Source organism: Duganella sp. AC237, assembly GCF_979254035.1.
Map to the genome: position 1 here is coordinate 6,896,270 of NZ_CEEDEW010000003.1, position 25,176 is coordinate 6,921,445.

The following is a 25,176-nucleotide window of genomic DNA, read 5'->3' on the forward strand; positions in this document are numbered from 1 at the left end:
GCGTCAAAATGTCAGCATGAAGCGCGCGCCCTCGCCCACCGGGCGCGCGTAACGCACCGTGCCGCCGTTGGCGTGCACCAGATGGCGCACCATCGCCAGCCCGATTCCCCTGCCCTGTTTTTTCGTCGAGAAGAACGGCGTGAAGATGTGCGCGGCCAGCGCTTCCGGCACGCCGGGGCCGTTGTCGGCCACCTCGATGCGCAAGCGGCTGCCCCGGCTCAGGCGCGCGCTCACCAGCGCGCGCGGCGGCCGCGCGCCACCGGCCATCGCTTCGGCGGCGTTCTTGAGAAGGTTGATCAGCGCCTGCTCGAGCTGCCCCGGGTCGATCATCACCTCCAGCGACGCCGGCTCCACCGAAAACTCCACCTGCCCGCCCAGCGCCTGCCACTGCGGCGCCAGCAGCGCGGACAAGCGGTCGAACAGATCCTCCAACCGCACACGCTGCGGCTGCGCCTGCGGCACCGTCGACAGGCTGCGGTAGCTGCCGACAAAATCGACCAGGCTGGCGGCGCGGCGGGCGATGGCGTCCAGCGCGATGCCCAGGTCGGCGTGGATGTCGGCGGGCAGTCCGGCGCTGGCTTCGTCCAGCAGGCCGCAGGCGGTGCGCGACAGCGAGGCCACCGGCGTCAGGGAATTCATGATTTCGTGCGTCAGCACTTGCACCAGCTCGCGCCAGGCGTTCAGCGCCTCCGCTTCCAGTTCGCTTTCCACCGGCATCAACGCGGCCAGGCGCTGCGCCGAGCCCTGCACCGAGAGCGCGGAGATGGCGACCAGCGCGCGCTCGCCACCGCGTTCGGTGTCGAAGGTGACCAACCTGCGCTGGCCGACCGGCTGCGCCGCCAGCAGCTCGTGCAGATCCTGCGGCGCGCTGGCGCGGCCCGGCGCCAGCAGCCTGCGGGCGCTGGCGTTGAGCGGCGCGACCTGCCCCGCGCCGCTGGCTTGCATGATGCGGAACAGCGCGATGGGCGCGTGTTCCAGCCGCGCCTCCAGCGCCAGCACGCTGGCGGCCAGTTCGTTGCGACGGGGACCGGGGGCCATGTCGGCGCCGGCGCCTTGCGGCTCCATGCGCGGCACGCGCGGGCCCAGTTTACGCAGGCATTGCCACAGCGCGCAGATCGGCGCCAGCGCCAGCATTGCGCACAGTACGATGCGGCGCGGCTGCGGCGTGGGCGACAAGGCGTCGGCCATGATGGCCAGCGCCACCAGGGCGAGCACGCTGGCGGCGACGCCGATCTTGAGCGCGCGCTCAGATGCCATGCTTGCCCAGCTTGCGGTACAAGGCGGCGCGGCTGATGCCGAGCGTTTTGGCGGCGTGGCTGATATTGCCGTTGAACTGCGCCAGCGTGCTGGCGATGGCTTCGCGTTCCAGGGCGTCGAGCGTCATGTCGCCAGGGACGGCGGGCGCGGCGCCCTCGTTGGCTGCGACGTTGATGGCGGCCGGCGCGGCACCAAGGCCGAAATCGTTCAAGCCATACTCCGTCCCCTGTCCGAGGATGACGGCGCGCTCGCAAGCGTGGCGCAGCGCGCGCACGTTGCCGGGCCAGTCGTGCCGCCGCAGGCTGTCGAGCGCCATGCCGGCCACCTCGCGCACCGGCCGCTGGTACTGCAGCTCATACAGTTTCAGATAGTGCGCCAGCAGCAAGGGAATGTCCTCACGCCGCTCGCGCAGCGGCGGCACGCGGATGACGATGGTATTCAGCCGAAACAGCAAATCCGGCCGGAAGACGGAGGGATCGAACAGGCGCGCCTCGTCCAGATTGGTGGCGCTGATGATGCGCACGTCGATCGCCTCCGGCTTGTCGGCGCCGATCGGCGTCACCTCGCGCCGTTCCAGCGCCGTCAGCAGCTTGGCTTGCGCGGCCAGCGGCATGTTGCCGATTTCGTCGAGGAACAGCGAGCCGCCGCGCGCCGCCTGGAAGCGCCCGGCGCGGTCGGACCTGGCGTCCGTGAACGAGCCTTTGCGATGGCCGAACAACTCGCTCTCGAAAGTCGATTCCGGCAACGCGCCCATGTCCACCGCCAGCAGCGTGCCGGCGGCGCGGCGCGACAGCGCGTGGATGGCGCGCGCCACCAGCTCCTTGCCGACGCCGTTCTCGCCGAGGACCATCACATTGGCCTCGGTGGGCGCCACGCTGCCGATCAGCGCCTTGAGCTCGCGCATCGCGGCCGACCCGCCCATCAACTCGGGCGCGGCGGCCGACGATCCGCGCAGGGCCGCGCGCCGCGCCAGCGCCTGGTCGACCGCCGCCACCAGCCGCGCGTTATCCCACGGCTTAGTGATGAAATCGCCGGCGCCGCGCTTGAGCGCCTCCACCGCCAGCGGAACGTCGGCATACGCCGTCATCGCGATCACCGCCGGCGGACGCCCTTGGGCGCGCAGCACGTCGAGCAGCGCCAGGCCCTCGGCGCCGTCGATGCAGCCGGGCGTGAAATTCAGGTCGAGCAGCACCACGTCGGGCACGCCCTGCGCCAGCAGCGCGGGCAAGCCGGCGGGATCGCAGAGCGTGGCGACCTGGCCGTGGCGCCGCCGCAGCAGCAGCTGGGCGGCGGTGGCGACATCGGGGTCGTCGTCGAGTATCAGTACGTAGGCGGACATGCAGGCATTCTAGCAGCGCGGGAGGGGCTGCGGACAAGGCAAAACAGGCCGGGCAAACCATTGTGGATGCGGATGTCCAGTTCCGAACATCGCTTGGTGTTCGATATTGAACACCTGCGGACCACATGCGTCACAAATACCCCTGAATCGCCGTTTTTTGTGCGTGGCACAGCGTTTGCTCTGAGACCGGTATGCAGATCAAAAAAAATATCGACCAGCCCAATCCGGGCCTGCCGGCCAGCGGCGCCGCGATGGACACCGTGGTGCCGCGCCGGCGCGGGAAAACCATCGCCATCGCGGTCGTCTCGGTGCTGGCGGTGGCTGCCGCCGGCTACGCGCTGTGGTCGTGGATGCCGCGCGGCCTGCAGATCGAGGGTGCCGACCTGCGCATCGGCCAGGCCGCGCGCGGCGTCTTCGTCGATGAAATCGTCGTGCGCGCCAACGCCGAGCCGCTTAATTCCGTGATCCTCGATTCGGTGGAATCGGGCCGCGTCGAGGAGGTACTGGCAAGCGACGGCGCGCTGGTCAAAAAAGGCCAGCTGCTGTTCCGCATCTCCAACCCGCAACGCAACCTGGAACTGCTGGCGCGGCAATCGGAACACGCGGTCAGCATCTTCAACCTGTCCAACCTGCGCGTGGCGCAGGAGTCCAGCGCCAGCGACCACCGGCGTCGGCTCGACGAGCTGCAATTCGAGGTGGACCAGGCGCGCAAACAGCACCAGCGCAACACGCGGCTGGCCGCGCAGGGCTTCATCTCCAGCGTCGCGCTCGAGGAGTCGGCCGACAAGCTGGATCAGCAACAGCGCCAACTGGCCAACGAGCAGCGGGCGTCGAGCACCGAGGACAAGGTGCGCAGCGCCGCCGCGCAGCAGCTCGAAAGCGCGATCGACGGCTTGAACTCCGGCCTGAAACTGGTCTCCGGCACGGTCGACGCCTTGGCGGTGCGCGCGCCGGTCGAAGGCCGGCTCACCAATTTCCGGCTGCAGGTGGGCGAATCGATCGCCACCGGCAAAAACATCGGCCGCATCGACGATCCGGTGCGCTTCAAGCTCTCGGCCAGCGTCGACGAGTACTACCTGAGCCGCATGGCGGTCGGCCGCAAGGGCAGCGTCAAACAGGACGAGAAGAGCTACGCCGCCGACATCAGCACCATCTACCCGCAGATCAAGGAAGGCCGCTTCACCGTCGAAATGGTGTTCAGGGACGGCCAGCCGCCGGTGCTCAACCCCGGCCAAAGCCTGGACGCCCGCATCACGCTGGGCGAGCCGGCGCCGGCGCTGCTGCTGCCCAACGGCGCCTTCATCAACGACAGCGGCGGCGCCTGGGTCTACGTGGTGGACGCCGGCGGCCGTGGCGCGCAGCGGCGCGCGGTGCGCATCGGGCGCCGCAACAACAGCCAGATCGAGGTGCTCGAAGGCCTGGCGGCCGGCGACAAGGTGATCCTGTCCAGCTACGCCGCCTACGGAAATTCACCCAGGTTGCAGATTACGCAGTAAATTCACATCCACACCACCAAAAGGCAAACCCACATGCTCAAACTCGTCGGCATCAGCAAAATCCACCAGGCAGGGGAAATCCAGACCACGGCCCTGGACCGCATCGACCTGGAGATCGAGGCGGGCGAATACGTCGCCATCACCGGACCGTCCGGCTGCGGCAAATCGACCATGCTGGGCATCCTGGGGCTGCTCGACACGCCCAACCAAGGCGAATACTGGTTCGAAGGCCGCAACGTGGCCGGGTGGAGCGAATCGAAGCTGAACCAGCTGCGGCGCGGCCGCATCGGCTTCATTTTCCAGAGCTTCAACCTGATCGAAGAGTTGACCGTGTTCGAAAACGTCGAACTGGCGCTCGAATACAACGGCACGCCGGCGCGCGAGCGGCGCGAACGCGTCACCGCCATGCTCGACAAACTGGGTGTTGGCCACCGCGCCGCCCACCGCCCGTCGCAGCTGTCTGGCGGCCAGCAGCAGCGGGTGGCGATCGCGCGCGCGCTGGTGGCCGGTCCCGCCGTATTGCTGGCCGATGAACCGACCGGTAACCTCGACACCGCCCACGGCGACGAAGTCATGCGCCTGCTGCGCGAGATCAACGCCGAAGGCACGACCGTTGTGATGGTGACGCACTCGCCGGACCACGCCGCGCAGGCTTCGCGCACCATCAACCTGCTGGACGGCCGCATCATGGTCGACGCCCTGCAAGCCGCTTAAGCGTCAGGATCACCGCCATGAACCTGCGCGATTTTCGCATCGGCTGGCGCCTGCTGGCCGGTGAACCCGGCTACTCCGCCGCCGTGATACTGAGCCTGGCCGTCGGTTTCGCCAGCTGCTTCCTGCCGCTGGGGTTTGTGCGCTACTCGTTCAGCTACGACCGCGACGTGCCGCAGGCCGACCGGGTGTTCCTCGTCAAGATGCGCAGCAACACTTTCGAGCAGCCGGTTTGGTCGGAATCGGTGCCGCTGGCCTTCCTCGAACCGGCACGCACCAGCGGCATGACCGACGGCGTCACGGCCGTGGTGCCGCTGCCGGTGGGGATGAAGACGACCTCGCAGCCGCAATCGATCCAGCTGGCGGCGGTCCATCCCGATTTCCCCGCGATGTTCGGCGTGCGGGCGCTGGCCGGCGACCTGCGCCAGGCCTTGAGCCGCCCCGACGCCCTGGCCCTGACAACCAGCAGCGCGACACGCTTGTTCGGCCGCGCCGACGCCGTCGGCCGGGTGGTGCACATCGGCGGCAAACCCTACACCGTGGCGGCGCTGGTGGCGGACCGGCCGTCCAACAGCACCTTGAGCTACGGCGCGCTGGCCGGCATGGACACCGGCGCTTGGGACGCCGCCGAGCGCAAGGTGCTGATGGCGTCGTGGGGCTACATCAACGGCGCCAAGATCTATGTGCGGCTCAAGCCCGGCGCCGACGCCGACGCGTTGCGGCGGCATTTTCAGCAAGCCACCGACGACTCGCCGTTCAGGCGCGAACAAGCCGCAGCGCTGCAGACTAAACTCGGTGGCGGAAAGCTGCGCGACATGGCCCTGGGCGCCCTGCCCGCGATGTACTTCGACGCCGACACCGCCAACACCCCGAACAGCGGTCCGCACGGCGACCTGCGCGGCATGCTGGGCCTGACGGCGGTGGCGCTGCTGATCCTCGCGCTGGCGGCGATCAACTACGCCAACCTTGCCACCGTGCGCGCGCTGCGGCGCCAGCGCGAGATCGCCGTGCGCAAGGTGCTCGGCGCCGACGGCAAGCGCGTGCTGGGCCAGTTCCTGGCCGAATCGCTGCTGGTGGCGATGACAGCCACCGCCCTGGGACTGATGCTGGCGTGGATGCTGCTGCCGGTATTCGCCGATCTGGTCGACCGCCGGCTCGACGGCTTGTTCACACCGGCCGCGCTGCTGCCCAACCTGGCGCTGGGCGCGGCCATCGGCCTGCTGGCGGGCGCCTATCCGGCATGGGTGGCACTGCGCGTGCGCCCGCCGCAGGCGCTGGCGGGACGCGGCAACGCCGAAACCTCCGGCGCGTTGTGGCTGCGGCGCGCACTGACAGTGCTGCAATTCTCGACCGCCATGGGGTTGGTCGCCGTCACCTTGGCGGTGGCCTGGCAAACCCGCTACGCCAGCCAGGCCAGTCCCGGCTTCGACCCGTCCCCGCTGTTGGTGCTGGAACTGCCGGCCGACACCTCCAACCAGGCCGCGCGCGGCCTGCGCGAGGCGCTTAGACACCTTCCGGGTGTCGACGGCGTGGCCACTTCGCTCGATCCGATCGGGCGCCAGTTCGCCGGCGCCTATATCAAGGTTTCGCTCAAGACCGGGCGCTGGAGCGGCCTGTCGATCCGCTCGGTCAGCGCCGACTTTTTCAACGTCCACGCACTGCGGCCAATCGCCGGCCGCCTCTTCGATGACAAGAAGGACAAGGACGAAGGCGGCTTTGAATCCGTGCTGCTCAACGCCCGCGCCGCCCGCGCGCTCGGCTTCGCAGACCCGGCCGACGCCGTCGGCCAGCTCCTCACCACCGACAGCGGCGACGGCATGGTGACCGGGACCATCGTCGGCATCGCGCCCGAGCTGCGCTACGACAGCCTGCGCGACACGCCCAAATCCTACCTGTACTTCACCAGCCAGCAAAACAGCACGCTGACGGTGCGCGCGCGCGGCGACATGGGCCAGCTCGAAAGCGCCGCCCACGCACTGGCGGCGCAGTACTTCCCGAACGACGTGGTGCCGATCCGCCAGGCGCGCACTTACTTCGCGCAGAACTACGACGACGACCTGCGGCTGGCGCAGCTGCTCGGCCTGGCCAGCGCCATCGCCGTGATGATCGCCGGCTTCGGCGTGTATGTACTGTCGGCCTACAACGTGCGCCGCCTGGGGCGGCAGATCGTGCTGCGCAAGCTGTTCGGCGCCGGGCGGCGCGACATCGCAAGGCTGGTGGCACGCGAAGTGCTGGTACTGGTGGCGATCAGCGCGGCCATCGGCCTGCCGCTGGCCGCGCTGGTGATCCAGCGCTACCTGGCCTCTTTCACCGAACACGCCCCCGTCGGCGGCTGGACCCTGCTTGCCGGGCTGCTGGCGGCGCTGGTGGTAACGGCGGTGTCCACGCTGCGCGGCGCCATCGCGGCGACCGGCATGTCGCCCGCCATGGTGCTGCGCGACTGATGTACAAAATAAGGAAAACAGAATGACACTGCGCGATTTCCGCATCGGTTGGCGCTTGCTGCTGCAACAGCCGGCCTACTCCATCGTCGTCACCGGCGGGCTGGCGATCGGCTTCGCGGCCTGCTTCCTGCTGTTCGGTTTTGTCGCCTTTTGCCTGAACTACGACAGCAGCGCGCCGGACAACGAGCGCGTCGTGACCGTCAAGCAGCGCATCAATGTCTTTCCGCGTCCGGAATGGCAAACCATCGGCTATCTGCCGCTGCGCGACATCGCCCTCGCCAGCGGCCTGGTGGAGCAGGCCACCATCGTCCGGGGAATCGACAAGCCGCTGCGCGCCGACGGCAGGCTGCATGCGATGGACCTGAGTGTGGTCGATCCGGCCTTCGGTTCGTTGTTCGGTATCTCCGCGTCGGCCGGCGACTTGCGGGAGGCGCTGACGCAGCCGGATGGCCTGGCGCTGACCAAGACGGCGGCCCGCAAGCTGTTCGGCGATGCGCCGGCGCTGGGGCGCAGCGTCAATGTCGGCGACAACGTGCTGCAAGTGCGCGCGTTGCTGCCCGATGCGCCGGCCAACTCCAGCCAACGTTACGAGGCGCTGATCGGCAGCGCCAGCAGCGCCTGGCCGGAGCGCGCGACCGCCTTTACCAACTGGGCGCGCGGCACGGTCTACATGAAGCTTAAACCCGGTGCGTCGATGGCGGCGCTGGCCACGCTGCTGCAGGACGCCACCGAGAAATCGCCGATGAACCAGCGCGTCAAGGCGGGCCCGATGGGCGCCGCGCTCAATGGCCGCAACGTCTCGGACATCAAGCTGCTGCCGCTGCGCGACGCCTACTTCGACGAAGAGCTGCTCAACAGCCGCGCGGCGCAGCGGCATGGCGACAAAAGCACCGTGTTCGGCATGGCCGCCGGCGGCTTGCTGATCCTGCTGCTGGCGGCGATCAACTACGTGAACCTGGCCACTGTGCGCACCTTGCGCCGCCAACGCGAGATCGGCCTGCGCAAACTGCTCGGCGCCAGCGCGGCGCGGCTGGTTCAACAATTCCTCAGCGAGGCGGTGCTGACCGCGTTGATCGCGACCGTCGCGGGGCTGATGCTCGCGTGGCTGCTGCTGCCGGTGTTCTCCGATATGGTCAACCGCACGCTGGACGGCATGTTCACGCCGCTGCGCTGCGCGATCGCGCTGGCGTTCGGGGTTTTCATCGGCGTTTGCGCCGGCGCCTACCCGGCCTGGATCGCCCTGCGTTCGCTGCCCGGGGTGTCGCTGGCGGGACGCGGCAACAGCGAGACGGCGGCCGGGCTGTGGGTGCGCCGCGTGCTCACCGTGCTGCAATTCGCCAGCGCGATGACGCTCGGCGCCACGGCACTGGCGGTGGGCTGGCAAACCTGGTTCGCCAGCCACGCGTCGCCGGGCTTCGATACCGCCAACCTGCTTTCGCTATCGCTTCCCGACGGCGCCGAGGGCAAGCCGGCGGCCACCGCCTTTATCGAACAATTGCGGCGTGTGCAGGGAGTGGAGGCAGTTGCTGCGATTTCCGAAGCAGTGGGCCGCGACGGCCTCAAATTGGTCAACACAGTCGTCGCCAAGGACGGGAGGGAGATCCCCATGGAGGCCAAGTACGTCTCGCCGAACTGGTTCGAGGTGCACCGGATACGGCCGCTCCACGGGCAGCTGTTCAACCCCGCCCACGATCCCAACGACACCAAAAACCTCGGCGGCGTGGTCCTGAACCAGGCCGGCGCGCTAGCGCTCGGATATGCCTCGCCACAGGATGCGGTAGGCCAGACGACACCCAGCGGACTGCGAATCAACGGCATCGCGCCGGACATCCGCTTCCAGGGATTGCGCCAGCCGGCCAAGGCGATCATGTACGGCATCCGGCCAGCTGGCGTGCTGTCGGTCCGCACCGACGGCCGCCTGGCAGACGCCTACGGCGCTATCGAGCCGGTATGGCGCCGCCACTTCCCCGACGACATCCTGGAGATCACGACGCAGGAGGCGGTGCTGGCCGAACCTTACACCGACGATGCGCGCCTGGTGCGCATTCTGGTCACCACCAGCGCCGTGGCGATCGCGCTGGCGGCCTTTGGCATCTACGTGCTGTCGGCCTACAGCGTGCAACGCAGCCGGCGCGAGATCGTCATGCGCAAGCTGCACGGCGCGCGGCGTCTCGATATCGCGCTGATGATGGGCCGCGAGTTCCTGTCGCTGATCGGCGCCGGGGCGTTGATCGGCCTGCCGCTGGCGGCGCTGGCGATCGAACGCTACCTCGCCAGCTATACCGACCGCGCGCCGATCGGGATGTGGACGCTGGCGGCGGCGCTGGCGATGGCGGCGTTGGTGGCCCTGCTGGCGACCACGCGTCACACGGTAACGGCATTGCGCATGTCGCCGGCGACGGCGCTGCGCGACTGAAAAGGAGACGAGATGAAACCAAGGGACTTTCGCATCGGCTGGCGCCTGCTGGTGCGCCAACCATTTCAATCGGCCGTCGAGCTGCTGGGGCTGGCGACCGGCTTCGCGGTCTGCTTCCTGCTACTGGGGTTTGTGGCTTACTCGTTCAGCTACGACCGCGACGTGCCGCAGCGCGAGCGCGTCTACGTGATCAAACACCGGCTCAACTTCATTCCGCAGCCGCAGTGGATGGAATACACGCCGTTCGCAATACGCGAAGTGGCACTGCGCAGCGGCTTGCCGCTGGAAGCCAGCGTGTGGTGGCCGCACAAGACAACGGCGTCGCTGAAAGGCCGCGCGCGCGAACTAGAGGTTATGGCGGTCGATCCAGCCTTTGAACGCATTGCCGGCCTGCGGGCACGGGAAGGCAGCCTGCAACAGGCTCTGAACTTGCCGGACGGCCTGGCGGTGACGCGGCGAACCGCGCTAGCGTTGTTCGGCACCGCCGATGCCCTTGGCAAGACCGTGGACATCGATGGTCAAACCTTGCAGGTGCGCGCCGTGCTGGACGACCGGCCGGGCAACAGCACCTTGCAGTTCGGCGCGATGGTCGGCATCGGCAGCGCGCTGTGGCCGGACGCGGAGCGCCAGCGGGCACTGTCCAACTGGATGGGGATCGAGGGCCGCATCTACGTCAAGACCGGCGCCGGCGTCAGCGCGACGGCGCTGCAAAAGGTCCTGCAGGATGTCGTCGACCGCGCGCCGTGGCAGAGCATGGCCACGCCGGAGATGACGACCATGCTGGACGGGCGCAAGATGGTCGATGTCGCGCTCGGGCCGCTGGCAGATGCCTATTTCGACCGCAGCGTCGCCAACACCATGGGCAGCGGCCCGCGCGGCGACATGCGCCTGGTGCTGGCCATGGGCGCGGCCGGCCTGCTGATCCTTGGCTTGTCCGTGGTCAACTACGTCAACCTGGCGACGGTGCGCACGCTGCGCCGCCAGCGCGAGATCGCCGTGCGGCGCGTGCTGGGCGCCAGCACGCGCCGGCTGCTGACGCAGTTCATGGCCGAATCGCTGCTGCTGTCACTGGCCGCCGCCGCGCTGGGCATACTGATGGCATGGCTGCTGCTGCCCTTGTGTTCCGAACTGCTGGACCGTCGCCTCGACGGCGTCTTCACGCCGTTGTCGCTGGCCACCGGCCTGCTGTCCGGCGTGGTAGTAGGCGCGCTGGCGGGCTTGTATCCGGGCTGGCTGGCGCGCGGCATCGACATGGGCGCTGCGCTGGCCCACCGCAGCGGCGAGACGGCCGGCGGCGCGTGGCTGCGGCGCGTGCTGACGGCATTGCAGTTCGCCACGGCGATGGCGACCGGCAGCATGGCGCTGGCGATCCTGTGGCAGACCCAGTTCGCCGGCCGGGCGCCGCCGGGCTTCGATCCGGCGCCGTTGCTGGTGGTGGAAATGAGCAAAGGGCTGGGCGATGCGCAAGCGCGGGCGTTCCGCGACGCCGTCGCGCGCTTGCCGGAGGTCGCCGGCGTGGCGGACAGCCACTTTGTGCCCGGCCGCGACGACCACACCGGCACACGTGGTAGCGTTTCGCTGCGGCGTACCGACGGCAGTACCGCCGGCATGGCGGCGCAATTCGTCAGCCCGGAGTTCTTCGATGTCTACGGCCTGTCCGCCATCGCCGGGCGGCTGCTCGACCCACGCATCGACAACAACGCCGGCGCCGGCAAGGATGCGGAGCGCAATATCGTCATCAACCGGGCGGCGGTAACGGCGCTGGGCTGGAAGTCGATGCAACAGGCGCTGGGCCAGCGCCTGCCCGACTCCAACTGGCGCATCGTCGGCGTGGCGCCGGACATCCGCTGGTACACCTTGCGCGAACCGGTCGGCCCAACGCTGTACCTGCCGGCGGAGAGCAGCCGCCTGCTGACGGTGCGGATGCGCGCCGCGCCATCGGCACGCGGCGCGGCCGAGGCGCTGGAGCGGGCGATCGCCGCGACCGCGCTGCGCTACTTCCCGACATCCCCGCCGATCATACGGCGCGCCGGCAGCTACCACGCCGAGGCCTATGCCGACGACCTGCGCGTGGCCAGCATGCTGGCCTGCGCCACCGCCGTGGTGTTCGCGCTGGCGGCGTTCGGCATCTACGTGCTGGCGGCGAACAGCGTGCAGCGGCGCGCGCGCGAGATCGTGCTGCGCAAGCTGCATGGCGCCGGCCGCGCGGCCATCGGCGCGCTGGTGGGACGGGAATTCCTGCTGCTGACGGGCGTCGCGGCGCTGGTCGGGCTGCCGCCGGCCGCGCTGGCGATCCAGCACTATCTGGCGCCATTTGTCGAGCGCACGCCGCTGGGCGCCTGGGCGCCGGCGGCGGCATTGGCCGTCGCGCTGCTGATCGTGGCGCTGGCCACCGCGCGCCACACGCTGGCGGCGATGCGCATCGCGCCGGCCCTGGCGCTGCGCGACTAAGCCGTATAGACGAAAAAAATGGCAGCCATTTGATTGGCTGCCATCGTTGTTCTATCTAGCTCTATCAGTTGACCAACGTCAGTTCGATGTCAAAGATCAAATTCGAGTTGGCCGGGATGCCAGTCTGCGCCGCAGAGCCGTAGCCCAGGGTCGCGGGAATGTAGACCGTACGTTTTCCTCCGACCTTCATGTCCTTCACACCCAGGTTGAAGCCGGGGATCACTTGCAGTGGCGACGCGTCGATCACGAACTGCAAAGCGGGCTTCGCGGGTGTGGTATCGCGGTTGGTATCAAACTGTTTGCCCTTGCCGCCAGTGGCCGTGCCGTCATACAGATAGCCGGTGTAAACGACAGAAACCGTTTTGCCGGCCGTCGCGGCGGCGCCCGTACCCGCCAAAACTTCGGTGATGGCGAGCGTCGTGCCACCCGGCTGATTAGGCAGTTGGTTAGGCTTGATGACGCTGATCAAACGCAGCTCGTAGACCAGCGGCGAATTGGCCGGAAGCGCGGCGTAGGGGACGCCCAAGACCGTTTGCGCCGCGCGCACGGTGGCGCCGTAGGCCAGGTTGTCCGGCAGGGTGGCCAGGCGCACGCCACCGACGCGCATGCCGGCGACGGCCAGGTCCCAGCCATTCGGCACGATGCCGCCCACGCCCAGCGTGAACGGCGGCGCCGTGGTGCCGCTGTCGATCGAGCTTTCCACCTTGGCGCCGATGCCGTCGGTCTTGGTGGCGTCGTACAGGTAGCCGGTGTAGGCGACGGCGACCAGGTCGCCCTTTTCCGCCACAGGAGCGCTGGCCGGACCGACCGTAACATCCTTGACCGCGTAGGCCGGCTGCGGCACCACGACCGGATCGGATTTTTTCGAACCGCCACCGCAGGCCGTCAAGATCGCCAGGCAAGCAACAGCAACAATAATGTGAAACTTCGATTTCATGATGACCTTTGATGAACAGTTCATATTCGTGCAAGCTTTTAGGAGCAGAAGTTTAGCAGACGCCGGCACCGCCGCCCCAAGCACTACATTCGGTTACATCTTTTAGCGCCGATTGTGTGCTTATATTTCCACTTGCGTGCCAAGTTCGATGACGCGGTTGGGCGGAATCTGGTAGTAGTCGGCCGCGCCGCGGGCGTTGCGCGACATCGTCACGAACAGATGCTCGCGCCATGGCGCCATGCCGTGGCCGGGGGTCGAGATGACCGTCTGGCGGGCGATGAAGAACGACGTTTCCATCATCTCGAACGGCAGGCCGAGGCACTCGCACTGCGCCAGCACCTTCGGAATATCCGGTTCGTCCTTGAAGCCGTAGAACACATTGACCTGGTAGCACTGGTGTCCGAGGTCGATCACCTTGACCTGCTCGGCCTCCGACACCCACGGCTCCTCGACGATATGCACGGTGAAGAACACCACCCGCTCGTGCAGCACCTTGTTGTGCGACAGGTTGTGCAGCAGCGCGTGCGGCACGCCGTCGCTTTCGCCGCGCAGGAAGATGGCGGTGCCGTAGACGCGCGTGGGCGGCGCCACGAACAGCGACGACAGGAACTCCTCAAGCGGGATGGCGTGCTTTTGCAGATTCTTGAACACCAGTTCACGCCCGCGCTTCCAGGTCAGCATGATGGTGAACAGGATGATCGCCAGCAGCAGCGGGAACCAGCCGCCGTGGAACAGCTTGAGCGTGCTGGCCGAGAACAGCAGGATGTCGATGACGACGAAGAAGCCGGTGGCGCCAAAGCACAGCCACAGCGGCAGGTGCCAGCGGTAGCGGATCACGAAGAAGGTCAGCACGGTGGTGCACAGCATGGTGGCCGTGACCGCGATGCCGTAGGCGCCGGCCAGCTTGTCCGACGAGCCGAAGCCGATCACCGCCATCAGCACCACCACAAGCTGCAGCCAGTTGACCGCCGGGATGTAGACCTGGCCGATCTCGGTGGCCGAGGTGTGCAGGATGCGCATGCGCGGCAGCAGGCCCAGGGCGATGGCCTGCTTGGTCATCGAGAAGGTGCCGGAGATGGTCGCCTGCGAGGCGATCACCGCCGCCATCGTCGACAGCACCACCAGCGGGTAGACGCTCCATGAACCCAACTGGTTGAAGAACGGGTTGGACACCGCCTCCGGGTGCGTCAGCAGCAGCGCGCCCTGGCCAAGGTAGTTCAGCGCCAGCGCCGGGAACACGATCAGGAACCAGGCCGCGCGGATCGGCTTTTTGCCGAAGTGGCCCATGTCGGCGTACAGCGCCTCGGCGCCGGTGAAGGCCAGCACCACCGCGCCCAGCGCGACGAAGGCGATCATGCGGTTTTCCAGCATGAAGTGGAAGGCGTGCACCGGATTGAGCGCGTACAGGATCTGCGGCGCGGCGACGATGTTGATCACGCCCATGACGGCCAGCGCGCCGAACCAGATCACCATGATCGGTCCGAACCAGCGGCCGATGCCGGCCGTGCCCTGGCTTTGCAGCGCGTACAGCGACACCAATACGATGATCGACAACGGCACGATGTATTGCTCCAGGCCCGGCGCGGCCACTTCCAGGCCCTCGATCGCGCCCAGCACCGAGATGGCCGGCGTGATGACGCTGTCGCCGTAGAACATGGTGGCGCCAAATACGCCCACCAGCATCAGCGGAAAGTGCCACCGCGGCGCCGCCTTGGTGACGGAATTGAGCGCCAGCGCCATCAGCGCCATGATGCCGCCCTCGCCGCGGTTGTCCGCGCGCAGCACCAGGGTGACGTACTTGAGCGAGACGATCATCGTCAGGCCCCAGAAAATCAGCGAAATGATGCCCTGCAGGTTGAATTCGTTCAACACCAGGCCGTGATCGGGGTCGAAGATGGTCTTGAGGGTGTAGAGGGGGCTGGTACCGATGTCGCCGTAGACGATGCCGACCGCCGCCAGTGTAAGGGCGGCGACACTGCTTTTCTTGTGTTGCTCGGTCAAGATTGCACCTGTTGTTGTTTTGGTGCGTTGCACAATAGGATAACTATTTGCAAAAGGCAAGGAGATTTTGGCATACGCAGGCGTTCCAATTAGTCAATAGCGTCAGTGTACGCTGCTGTGGCCGCGAGCGCGAGTTTGGCGCGCTGCCGGGACGTCGTTGTTGCCCTGCGGCCAGCAAGCCCGGGTTAATTGGGCGATAATGTCGGCCCGCCCCTTTACGCCGCTGCGCACCATGAATCCAGGTATTGCCTACGCCGCCTTTGCGTTCTTTTGCTGGGGACTGTTCCCGCTGTATTTCCACGCGCTGGCCGAGGTGCCGGCGCTGGAAATGCTGGCGCACCGCATGCTGTGGTCGCTGCTGTTCCTGGCCATCGTGCTGACCGCGCGGCGCCAGTGGAAGTGGCTGCCGCAAACCCTGGGCCGCCCGCGCGTGCTGGCCAGCTTCGTCGCCAGCGCCGTGCTGCTGTCGGCCAACTGGTTCGTCTACATCTGGTCGGTCAACAACGGCCACGTCATCGACGCCAGCCTCGGTTACTTCATCAATCCGCTGGTCAATGTGCTGCTGGGCGTGGTGGTGCTGAAGGAAAAACTGCGGCGCGCGCAATGGATCGCGATCGGCGTGGCGGCGTGCGGCGTGCTGTGGCTGACGTGGACGGCCGGCCAGGTGCCGTGGATTGCCTTAATTTTGGGCATCACCTTCGGCTCCTATGGCCTGCTGCGCAAAACGGCGGCGCTCGCCGCGCTCGAGGGCCTGTCGCTGGAAACGATGATTTTGTTCCCGCTGGCGCTGATCTATGTGGTCTGGCTGACCATGAGCGGCCAGAACACCTTCGTCAACAGCGAATTCGACAGCACCCGCTGGCTGCTGGCGGCGGCCGGGCCGATCACGGCCATTCCGCTGCTGCTGTTTGCCGCCGGCGCGCGCAAGATTCCGATGGCCGCGCTGGGGCTGCTGCAATATCTGTCGCCGACCATGCAGGCGCTGCTGGGCGTGTGGGTGTTCCACGAAGCGTTTCCGCCGGCGCGCCTGCTCGGCTTCGTCATCATCTGGGCCGCGCTGGCGCTGTACGTGGCAGAGGGACTGTGGAGCAGCCGGCGGGCGCCGGCTGTCTAGTTGCCAAGTTGTCGGCTGGTGATCAGCCTTCGCGGCGGCGGCGCGCCATGGCGCCCACGCCCGCGAGGCCGGCCAGCAGCATCGCGTAGGTGGACGGCTCGGGCACGGCGGATACGCCGGCCGACACCGACACGTTGTCGAGCAAAGCGCCGCGCAGGTCGCCGCCCAGGTTGTGGAAACTGAACGACGCGACGCCGTCGATCAGCGGGGTGTACCACAAAGACAGCGTGGTCAGCGGTTGATTGTCCTGCACGTTGAAAATCTGCGACGTGCTGCCGAAGGCCACCACCACGGTGTCCACGCCCCACGAGCGCTGATTGCCGGCCAAGTCGAAGCGCAATTCGTAGGTGGTCCCGGCGGTCACGTACACCGAGTTCACGAACAGGCCGCCGACATAGCTCGTGCCGTCGAGATCGACGAAATTGCCGCTGTTCGATACCTGTGGATACCAGCCTGGGGTTTCCACATCCACCGTGCCGACCGGCACTTTCCAGCCATGCAGGAAATCGGTCTTGTTGCCTGCCGCGTAATCGTTGTTGAAATCGTCGTAAAAGATGGTGCCGGCTTGCGCCGCCTGCGCGCCAAGCAGAGCGGCCGCAAGGGCCAGTGTGCGAATAAACATTGTAATCCCCGTATCGGTTATGGAAATTACAATGTAACATATCTAAAAGTTAATTATCATTCTATTAATTTAACGAATGGGCGTCAGCAGGTGTTCCAGCTGATCGGGTTTGCCGGGGATGCGTTCCAGACGCGGGTAGCGCAATGAGCCGTAATAAGGAATCAGCTCGGTTTGCTGCTGGCCGTCGGCCTCGAAGCCGAGCGAAATCGGCTGTTTGGTCGCGGCCGCCGTCTTGATCGCCTGCTTGAGCGCGTCGTCGCTGTACGGCTGTCCGCCGACCGTGGTCAGTTTGGCGCCGATGCCGACGCCGGCGCGGAACGCCGGTCCCTCCCACGCCACCGTCCTGACCACGCCTTTCTTGCCCACGGTGAGCCCCAGCGACGCGCTCAAATCCATGCCGCGGACGTTGAAGCCCTCGTTTTGAACGAAATATTCGGTCGGCTCGTCGGTGTAGACCAAGCGGTAGCCGGCGCGCCCCAGGCCGTCGAGCAGGTGGCTGTCATCGTGGGCGCGCAGGCGCGTGTTGAAATACCCGGCCCAGTCGTGGGGCGCGATGGCGTTGAGTCCCTTGCAGACGTCGGCGAAGCTGTAGGTGCTGGTGACCAGCGCGTTGCCACCCACCCCGAAGAAGGCGCCGGCGAAATCGGCCAGGCTTTTCTTGCCGCCGGTGCGCTCCCGCAGCAGCATGTCTACGTCCAACCACAGCAGCACGCCCTCGCCGTAGTAATCTTCGCGCCGCTGCCAGTCGCGCCATTGCATCTGGCGTCCGGGCATGTACAGCGGGTCGTTGGTGGTGTCCGCCAGCGACTTCCACTGGCGGCCGGTGCGGGCGACGGCGTTGGCGGCATCGACGGCCAGCGCGTCCAGCGTTTGCTGGCGGGTGCGGAAACCCAGTTGCGCGGCCACCACGCGGCCCCAGAATTCGGTCTGCCCCTCGTACACCCAGAGCAGACTGCCGCGCACCGGCTGGTTCATCGTCGGCGACCACAGGTCGGCCGGCTGGCGGAAGCGGCCGTTCCACGAGTGCGCGTATTCGTGGACGATCAGGTCGGCCATCGGCAGATGCGCGTCCGGCCGGGTGAAAAAGTCGAGCGCGAGGTTGTTTTCGCTCGATTCCTGATGTTCGCGCCCACCGGCCGACGGCAGGATGTCGGACAAGGTCAGCAGGAAATCGTAATGGCGGTAGTGCTGCGAGCGGAACAAGCCGGGCAGCGCGGTGGCCAGCGCGCGGTATTTGTCCAGCAGGTCCGGCGGGATGGCCAGCGCGGCTTCATTGTCGGCGATCATGTTCAGACGCACCGGACGGGCGGCGCCGGGCGTGAGCTCGATGCGCTTGAAGTAGCGTCCCGCATGCACCGGCGCATCAACCAGGTCCTCGAACGTGATGGGCTTGAACGACACCAGCTGGTCGTGGAAGGCGGCCGTCTCCAGCGAGGTGGCGTACTGGAATTCCGCCGGCAGTTTCAGTTCCGCCCGCACGGCGATGTTGCGGATGAACCAGCCGGCGGGATACAGCGCGACTTTTTGCCACGGCAAGGTCAGCATGTCGCGGCTCATCAGCACGTTGCCGGCGGTGGGCGACAGGAACTGGAATTCCACCTCCAGTTCGCGCGCGCCGGCGGGAACGTCGATATGGAAGGCGTAGGGATCGCCGCCGTCGCGCAGCCATTCGATGCGCCGCCCGCCGGCCTTGACGATCAGGCCGGCCAGCCCGGTCAGCTCCTGGGTGGCCGAGTGGCTGTCGGTTTCCCACTGCGGATACATCAGCACCATCTTACTTCCACCCTGGACGGGAATGGTTTGGCGCACGCGCAGGATTTTATGAACCTGGTCGGTGGCATCGACGCTCAGCTTGATCTCGCCCTTGAAGGGGATGTCGCGCGGCGCCGGCAAGGCGGCGGTGCCCGCCGTGGCCGCCGCTGCGGTGATGCAAAACAGGACTGCGCAAATCGTATTTTTCATGGATGTTGATGTGAATAAAGAACAGCCGTGATGAGCAGGATCCGTGCCATCGCTAAGTCCTTGAATTTGCTGAAACCGGGTGTCCGGATGCGCGCGCAATGTGTCCGGCGCTGTCCGCTGCGCCTATAATGCTGGATACGGATTATCCCTTACTCTCTTGAAAGCTCCCCCTGAATGGCAAATTACGTCTACACCATGAACCGCGTGGGCAAAATCGTCCCGCCCAAGCGCCAGATTCTGAAAGATATTTCGCTGTCCTTCTTCCCAGGCGCAAAAATCGGCGTGCTGGGTCTGAACGGCTCGGGTAAGTCGACCTTGCTGAAAATTATGGCAGGCATCGACACCGACATCCAGGGCGAAGCCGTGCCGATGCCGGGCCTGAACATCGGCTACCTGCCGCAGGAACCGCAGCTCGATCCGGAAAAAACCGTGCGCCAGGAAGTCGAATCGGGTCTGGGCGAAGTGTTCGAGGCGCAAGCCAAGCTGGAGGCCGTATACGCCGCCTACGCCGAAGAGGACGCCGATTTCGACGCGCTGGCCACCGAGCAGGCCCGTCTGGAAGCGATCATCTCGACTTCCGACGGCGGCAACCTGAACCTGCAACTGGAAATGGCCGCCGACGCGCTGCGCCTGCCGCCATGGGACGCCAAGATCGGCGTGCTGTCGGGCGGCGAGAAGCGCCGCGTGGCGCTGTGCAAGTTGCTGCTGTCGAAGCCCGACATGCTGCTGCTCGACGAACCGACCAACCACCTGGACGCCGAGTCCGTCGAATGGCTCGAGCAGTTCCTGCTGCGCTTCCCCGGCACCGTGGTCGGCATCACCCACGATCGCTACTTCCTCGACAACGCCGCCGAATGGATCCTGGAACTGGACCGTGGCCATGGCATTCCATGGAAGGGCAACTATTCGTCGTGGCTGGACCAGAAGGCCAACCGCCTGAAGCAGGAAGAATCGACCGAATCGGCGCGTCAAAAAGCGCTGGCCAAGGAATTGGAATGGTCGCGCCAGAATCCGAAGGCGCGCCAGGCCAAGTCCAAGGCCCGCCTGGCCCGCTTCAACGAGCTGAGCGAGTACGAATACCAGAAGCGCAACGAGACCCAGGAGATCTTCATCCCGGTGGCCGAGCGTCTGGGCAACGAAGTCATCGAATTCAAGAACGTCTCGAAAGCGTTCGGCGACCGCCTGCTGATGGACAACATCTCGTTCACGATCCCGCCTGGCGCCATCGTCGGCATCATCGGCCCGAACGGCGCCGGTAAATCGACGCTGTTCAAGATGGTGGCCGGCCTGGACCAGCCGGACAGCGGCGAAGTGGTCATCGGCCAGACCGCCCGCGTCTCGCTGGTGGACCAGAACCGCGACACCCTGAGCGACAGCAAGAGCGTATTCGAGGACGTCTCCGGCGGCGCCGACATGCTCACCGTCGGCCGCTTCGACATGCCGTCGCGCGCTTACCTGGGCCGCTTCAACTTCAAGGGTTCCGACCAGCAGAAGATCGTCGGCAACCTGTCCGGCGGCGAGCGCGGCCGTTTGCACCTGGCCAAGACCCTGCTCAAGGGCGGCAACGTGCTGCTGCTCGATGAACCGTCGAACGATCTGGACATCGAAACCTTGCGCGCGCTGGAAGACGCGCTGCTCGAGTTCGCCGGTTCCGTGCTGGTGATCTCCCACGATCGCTGGTTCCTGGACCGTATCGCCACGCACATCCTGGCGTTCGAAGGCAATTCGCAGGTCACCTTCTTCGACGGCAACTATCAGGAATATGAAGCCGACAAGAAGAAACGCTTGGGTGAGGAAGGCGCCAAGCCGAAGCGTATCCGTTACAAGCCGCTGACCGTATAAGCACGGTGGTGTAATCGATATAGGGGGCAGCTGGTTTAGCTGCCCCCTTTCACATCGTCAGTCGAACTTGATCAGGTCCTTGAAGATCAGATGGCCCCAGCTATTGCCGCGCGCGTGCACCAGCAATCCCCCTTCCGCGAGACCGCCCAGTTTGACCGGCGCGAAGCCGAACTTTTGCGCCAGCGTGGCGACTTCCGTCGCCGCGCCGTCGTCGTCGCTGGCCAGGAAGACCACGCGCTTGCCGCCGTGGACGGCCGGATCTTGCTCAAGCACGCCGGCGACCAGATGGTTGAAGCCCTTGACCAGTTTTGCACCGGTGAACGCCTGTGCGACCACCCTGGCGGAAGGTTGTCCGCCCAGTTCCTCCGGCGGCACGCCATACGCGTTGGTGACATCGACGATGGTCTTGCCCTTCCAGCTGGACAACGCCCTGGCGACATCCGGATGCGACTCGAACCGGACCGCCAAAAAGATGACGTCGGCCTCGACGGCGTGCGCCAGTGTGGCCGGCTTGATCCCGGGACCGATCGCGGCCGCGTCGGCGGCAAAGCTGGCCGGGTCGCGCGTGGTGGCGACGGCTACCTCGATGCCGCTGCGGGCGAACGCCTTGGCCAGCGCCTTGCCGACGCTGCCGAAGCCGATAATTGCGTAAGTCATAGATGCTCCTTTCGTGCGCTTGCCTGGCGCATCACAGTTGAGCCAGGCCGCCGTCGACGGCGAGCTCGCTGGCGGTCATGAAGCTGCTGTCCGGCGACGCCAGGAAGGCGGCCGCCGCGCCGATCTCGGCCGGATCGGCCATGCGCTGGAGCGGCGTCATCGCGGCGTAGACCTTTTGCCCCTCCTCGCCCAACGCCGCCTTCGCCAGCTCGGTCGCCGTCGCCCCGGGCGACAGCACGTTGACGCGGATGCCGGTGCCCTTCAGATCTTCCGCCCAGGTGCGGGCCAGGTTGCGCACCGCCGCCTTGCTGGCGCTGTAGGCGCTCATGGTCGGCGCGCCCGTGGTGCCGGCGCTCGAGCCGGTCAGGATGATCGAGCCGCCCTGGCCCATCAGCGGCAACGCCTTCTGGACCGTGAAGATCGTGCCCTTCACGTTGGTGTCGAAGGTTTCGTCAATGTGGGCGGCGGTGATTTCGCCAAGCCGGCCCTGGCTGCCCGCGCCGGCGTTGGCGAAGACGATGTCCAGGGTGCCGCGCTCGGCCTTGACTGCCGCGTAGAGCCGGTCGAGGTCGGCCTCGTCCGAGACCGAGCCCTTCACCGCGCGGGCGTTGGGACCAAGCTCGGCGACGGCGGCGTCGAGCGCGTCCTGGCGGCGGCCGTAGATGAAGACGAAGGCGCCCTCCTCGATGAAGCGTTTGGCGGCGGCGCGGCCGATGCCGGTGGCGCCGCCGGTGATGACGGCGGTTTTTCCATTCAATCTGGTCATGACAGGTGTCCTTTTCGTTGCAGGGTGAAGGAAGCAGGGATTGCTTCCTTGACGGCCAATATAACGAGCTGCTAACCTAAGGACAAGTATGCACTTTTTGGTAAGTACCCCTTTTCTGGAAAAATGATGACGACCCATGAAACCTGCGGCACCGGTGGTTTTTCTTGCGGGCTCGACGCCACCTTGCGCATCATCTCGGGCAAGTGGAAGCCGCTGATCCTGTTTTCCTGCGCGACGGCCCCAAGCGCTACGGCGAGCTCAAACGGCTGACCCAAGGCGTCAGCGACAAGGTGCTGATCCAGCAATTGAAGGATTTGGAGGCCGACCACGTGATTGCACGGAACGACTACAGGGAGGTGCCGCCGCGCGTGGATTACTCGCTGACGCCGCTGGGGGGCAGCCTGGCCGAGGCCATCGTCCCGCTGTGCACGTGGGGAAGCGAGCACATGGCCGAGATGGCCGCCATCTTCGCCCGCCGCGCCAGTTTGCCCGAGGAGGATGTGGAACAGGCGCCGCGCCGGCTGATCAACAAGCTACGCTGACCGTCGCGCACGCGGCGCCGAACGAAAAAAGCCACCTCGCGGTGGCTTTCTTGCTGCTATTGCTTGAACGCTTGAAACTTAGAACGCGTAACGCAAGCCCGCCGTCACAGCACCGCTCTTACGACCGGTATCGATGTCGTTCTTGCCGTAGTTTTCATATTCCAGCGAGACTTTGACGTTTTTGTTGACGGCATATTCAGCACCGACCGACGCGTACAGCGCGGTCTTGTCCTTGTCGCCGCTCACCGTCGAGAAACCGGTGGTGGTCACTTCGTTGGTGTTGCGCGCCACGCCCAGCTTGCCGAACAGCGCGATCTGCTGGTTCACGGGCCAGGTGCCCTTGCCGGCCAGGTAGTAGGAGTGCGCATCGGTGCGCACGCCGCCAGGCAGGCCGTTGGAGGTGTAGTTGTACGACTTTTTACCGAAGTCGGTGTAGCCCGCTTCCACAGCCCAGGTCTGGTCGATGTTGTAACCACCGTAGACCTTGCCGCCGGCCTTGTAGCCGCTGTGGTTGTCGCCGCTCAGCGCGTTCGGCGCGTTGAATTCGTAACGGCTGCCCACCACGCCGGCGCCGATGTAACCGGTGCCTGCGTCATCGGCGAAGGCGGAAGTGGCGCTCAGGGCGGCAGCGGAAGCGACTAATGCGAACAGAATTTTTTTCATGATATCGATCTTTCAGCAAAATGATTGAAGTGGGACTTGCTTGGGATCGCAGTTCTTTGAATTGCGATGTGTTCAAGATAGCACTCCGACCATCGCCCGTCACGACCGAATTAGTAATAAGTGTGACCAAGTGTAAGCCATATGTTTCATGGTATAATCGCCGCTTCGCCAAACTTAAGCCAAGCTTAAGAACTCTTAGAATTCCTCCCAATCGGAAGTTGCGGGGCTTGCCGCAGCCTTGTTTTTGCCGGCATCGGTCACACGCAGCGGCGCCTTGGCCGGTCGGGCGGGCGGCTTGGCAAGCGCCGGACGGGACACCGGCGCGGCGGGCGCGGCCAGCGCCGCGTGCCGCTGCTCCAGCCGGAACACGCTGACCACCTGCGACAACCTCCTGGCCTGGTCCTGCATCGATTCCGACGCCGCCGCCGACTGCTCCACCAGCGCCGCGTTCTGCTGCGTCACCTGGTCCATCTGGACGATCGCCTCGTTGATCTGCTCGATACCCGTGGTTTGCTCGCTGCTGGCCGCCTGGATGTCGGCCATGATGTCGGTCACCCGCTGGATGCTGGCAACGATCTCGCGCATCGTCACGCCGGCCTGGTCGACCTGTTTGGCGCCGGCGTCGACCTTGCTCACCGAATCGTCGATCAGCTGTTTGATTTCCTTGGCCGCCGCCGCCGAGCGCTGCGCCAGGTTGCGCACCTCCGTGGCCACCACGGCGAAACCGCGGCCCTGCTCGCCCGCGCGCGCCGCCTCGACCGCCGCGTTCAGCGCCAGGATATTGGTCTGGAAGGCGATGCCGTCGATGACGCCGATGATGTCGGCGATCTTGCCGGACGATTCGTTGATCGCGCCCATCGTGCCGATCACCTCGTCCACCACCGCGCCGCCCTTTTGCGCCACCTCCGAGGCCGACAGCGCCAGATGGTTGGCCTGGCGCGCGTGGTCGGCGTTCTGCTTGACGGTGGAGGTCAACTCCTCCATCGAGGAGGCGGTCTCCTCCAGCGCGCCGGCCTGCTGCTCGGTGCGCGCCGACAGGTCCTGGGTGCCGCTGGCGATCTGCGACGAGGCGGTGGCGATCATGTCGGTGCCGGCGCGCACCTCGCCGACAATGCCGCCGAGGCTGTCGCGCATGGTTTTCATGGCGAACAGCACGCTGTCGCGGTCGTTGTGGCGCAGCGCGACGTCGACGGTGAGGTCGCCGCCGGCGATTTTTCCGGCCACGTCGGCGGCATAGGCGGGCTCGCCGCCCAGCTGGCGCGTGAGCGCGCGGGCGATCAGCGCACCCAGACCGAGGCCGAGGCACAAACTACCCAGCACCAGGCCGATCATCAGTTCCTGGCTCGATTCGAACAGCTCGGTGGTGTCGTCGGATTTCTGCTTGGCGCGTGCCTCCTTGATCTTGGTCATCGCGGTCAGCATGTCGTCCAGCACGTCGGCCTGCTTGCGCGCCGCCACCAGCATCCCGGTCAGTTCATCGCTGCGCTGCGCCAGCGGCTCGGCCTCCGCCCGGGCGAGCGCGCGCGACAGCAATTGCTTGTACTCGCGCGAAGAACTGGTGTAGTCGTCGAGCAGTTTTTTCCCTTCCTGGCTGATGAACAAGGGGCGCGCCTTCTGCAAATAGTCGTCGACCGTGGACAGGTATTTGTCGATGTCGCGGCGATGCCCGGCACGTTCCTGGGTGGTGGTGGCCAGCAGGAAGCTGTTGCGCGACCTGCCCGCGTAGATCAGGTTGATATTGGCTTCCTTGATGTACGAAAGGCCCATCAGATCCTCCGAGTACATGCTGTCGGCCTGGTCGTTGATATCGCCCATGCTGAAGATGCCGATGCAGGCGACGATCGCGCCCAGTATCGAGACGAACACAAATCCCGCGATCAGCTTGGTACCCACTTTCATGCTTCTAAACATAACGCCTCCCGTTTTGAGAAGGCAAAGATAGCAGCGGAAACGGCG

17 protein-coding genes and 1 pseudogene are annotated in these 25,176 nt (G+C 66.1%); 8 read left to right on the plus strand and 10 right to left on the minus strand.

Annotation, left to right across the window (positions count from 1 at the left end):
• Positions 1-3: 3 nt before the first annotated feature.
• Together AC0IYS_RS30450 and AC0IYS_RS30455 are read right to left on the minus strand one after the other, a co-directional pair.
• Positions 4-1,257 (minus strand): sensor histidine kinase, encoded by a 1,254-nt coding sequence (locus AC0IYS_RS30450; RefSeq protein WP_471708691.1) that lies wholly within the window; start codon positions 1,255-1,257, stop codon positions 4-6.
• A complete protein-coding gene (locus tag AC0IYS_RS30455; RefSeq protein WP_471708692.1) occupies positions 1,247-2,596 on the minus strand; it encodes a sigma-54-dependent transcriptional regulator in 1,350 nt (449 codons plus the stop codon). The genes AC0IYS_RS30450 and AC0IYS_RS30455 overlap by 11 nt, the downstream gene beginning before the upstream one ends.
• A gap of 191 nt (positions 2,597-2,787) precedes the next feature.
• Between AC0IYS_RS30455 and AC0IYS_RS30460 the strand changes: the two genes are divergently transcribed.
• Genes AC0IYS_RS30460 through AC0IYS_RS30480 form a run of 5 tightly spaced genes read left to right on the plus strand, consistent with a single transcriptional unit; the run spans position 2,788 to position 12,114 of the window.
• The gene (locus AC0IYS_RS30460; RefSeq protein ID WP_471708694.1) at positions 2,788-4,092 is read left to right on the plus strand and encodes an efflux RND transporter periplasmic adaptor subunit; all 1,305 of its coding nucleotides are present in this window, start codon (positions 2,788-2,790) and stop codon (positions 4,090-4,092) included.
• Positions 4,093-4,125: 33 nt separating this feature from the next.
• Positions 4,126-4,806 carry an ABC transporter ATP-binding protein gene (locus AC0IYS_RS30465; protein WP_471708695.1) on the plus strand — a complete coding sequence of 227 codons (681 nt, stop codon included), beginning with the start codon at positions 4,126-4,128 and terminating at the stop codon, positions 4,804-4,806.
• 17 nt (positions 4,807-4,823) lie between these two features.
• Positions 4,824-7,247, plus strand: coding sequence for an ABC transporter permease (locus AC0IYS_RS30470; protein WP_471708696.1), 2,424 nt, complete (start codon positions 4,824-4,826; stop codon positions 7,245-7,247).
• 22 nt (positions 7,248-7,269) lie between these two features.
• Entirely contained in the window at positions 7,270-9,663 is a 2,394-nt protein-coding gene (locus AC0IYS_RS30475; protein ID WP_471708697.1) for an FtsX-like permease family protein, read from the plus strand.
• A gap of 12 nt (positions 9,664-9,675) precedes the next feature.
• Positions 9,676-12,114: an ABC transporter permease gene (locus AC0IYS_RS30480; RefSeq protein WP_471708698.1), complete on the plus strand. Its 2,439-nt coding sequence runs from the start codon at positions 9,676-9,678 to the stop codon at positions 12,112-12,114.
• A 64-nt stretch (positions 12,115-12,178) separates the two neighbouring features.
• On the opposite strand, the gene AC0IYS_RS30485 is transcribed toward AC0IYS_RS30480, so the two are convergent.
• Positions 12,179-13,051, minus strand: a complete 873-nt coding sequence (locus AC0IYS_RS30485) for an FKBP-type peptidyl-prolyl cis-trans isomerase (RefSeq protein ID WP_471708699.1) — start codon at positions 13,049-13,051, stop codon at positions 12,179-12,181.
• Positions 13,052-13,171: 120 nt separating this feature from the next.
• Positions 13,172-15,052 (minus strand): potassium transporter Kup, encoded by a 1,881-nt coding sequence (locus tag AC0IYS_RS30490; protein ID WP_471708700.1) that lies wholly within the window; start codon positions 15,050-15,052, stop codon positions 13,172-13,174.
• A gap of 232 nt (positions 15,053-15,284) precedes the next feature.
• Here AC0IYS_RS30490 and rarD point away from each other — a divergent pair, with 232 nt between their 5' ends.
• A complete protein-coding gene (rarD, locus tag AC0IYS_RS30495) occupies positions 15,285-16,166 on the plus strand; it encodes an EamA family transporter RarD (protein WP_471708701.1) in 882 nt (293 codons plus the stop codon).
• A 22-nt stretch (positions 16,167-16,188) separates the two neighbouring features.
• Here rarD and AC0IYS_RS30500 read toward each other — a convergent pair whose 3' ends face one another.
• Both AC0IYS_RS30500 and AC0IYS_RS30505 read right to left on the minus strand, forming a co-directional pair.
• On the minus strand, positions 16,189-16,788 hold the full coding sequence (locus AC0IYS_RS30500) for a PEP-CTERM sorting domain-containing protein (protein WP_471708702.1): 600 nt from the start codon (positions 16,786-16,788) through the stop codon (positions 16,189-16,191).
• Between the two features lie 69 nt (positions 16,789-16,857).
• Complete coding sequence (locus AC0IYS_RS30505) at positions 16,858-18,750, minus strand: M61 family metallopeptidase (RefSeq protein WP_471708703.1); 1,893 nt, start codon at positions 18,748-18,750, stop codon at positions 16,858-16,860.
• Between the two features lie 174 nt (positions 18,751-18,924).
• On the opposite strand from AC0IYS_RS30505, the gene ettA reads away from it, so the two are divergent.
• Entirely contained in the window at positions 18,925-20,592 is a 1,668-nt protein-coding gene (ettA, locus tag AC0IYS_RS30510) for an energy-dependent translational throttle protein EttA (RefSeq protein WP_471708704.1), read from the plus strand.
• A 57-nt stretch (positions 20,593-20,649) separates the two neighbouring features.
• On the opposite strand, the gene AC0IYS_RS30515 is transcribed toward ettA, so the two are convergent.
• Positions 20,650-21,249 carry an NADPH-dependent F420 reductase gene (locus AC0IYS_RS30515; RefSeq protein ID WP_471708705.1) on the minus strand — a complete coding sequence of 200 codons (600 nt, stop codon included), beginning with the start codon at positions 21,247-21,249 and terminating at the stop codon, positions 20,650-20,652.
• 31 nt (positions 21,250-21,280) lie between these two features.
• The gene (locus AC0IYS_RS30520; RefSeq protein WP_471708706.1) at positions 21,281-22,015 is read right to left on the minus strand and encodes an SDR family NAD(P)-dependent oxidoreductase; all 735 of its coding nucleotides are present in this window, start codon (positions 22,013-22,015) and stop codon (positions 21,281-21,283) included.
• Between the two features lie 123 nt (positions 22,016-22,138).
• Between AC0IYS_RS30520 and AC0IYS_RS30525 the strand changes: the two are divergent.
• A pseudogene (locus AC0IYS_RS30525) lies at positions 22,139-22,557 on the plus strand (winged helix-turn-helix transcriptional regulator).
• A gap of 78 nt (positions 22,558-22,635) precedes the next feature.
• Here AC0IYS_RS30525 and AC0IYS_RS30530 read toward each other — a convergent pair.
• Complete coding sequence (locus tag AC0IYS_RS30530) at positions 22,636-23,220, minus strand: outer membrane beta-barrel protein (RefSeq protein WP_471708707.1); 585 nt, start codon at positions 23,218-23,220, stop codon at positions 22,636-22,638.
• 195 nt (positions 23,221-23,415) lie between these two features.
• A complete protein-coding gene (locus tag AC0IYS_RS30535) occupies positions 23,416-25,131 on the minus strand; it encodes a methyl-accepting chemotaxis protein (protein WP_471708708.1) in 1,716 nt (571 codons plus the stop codon).
• Positions 25,132-25,176 lie beyond the last annotated feature (45 nt).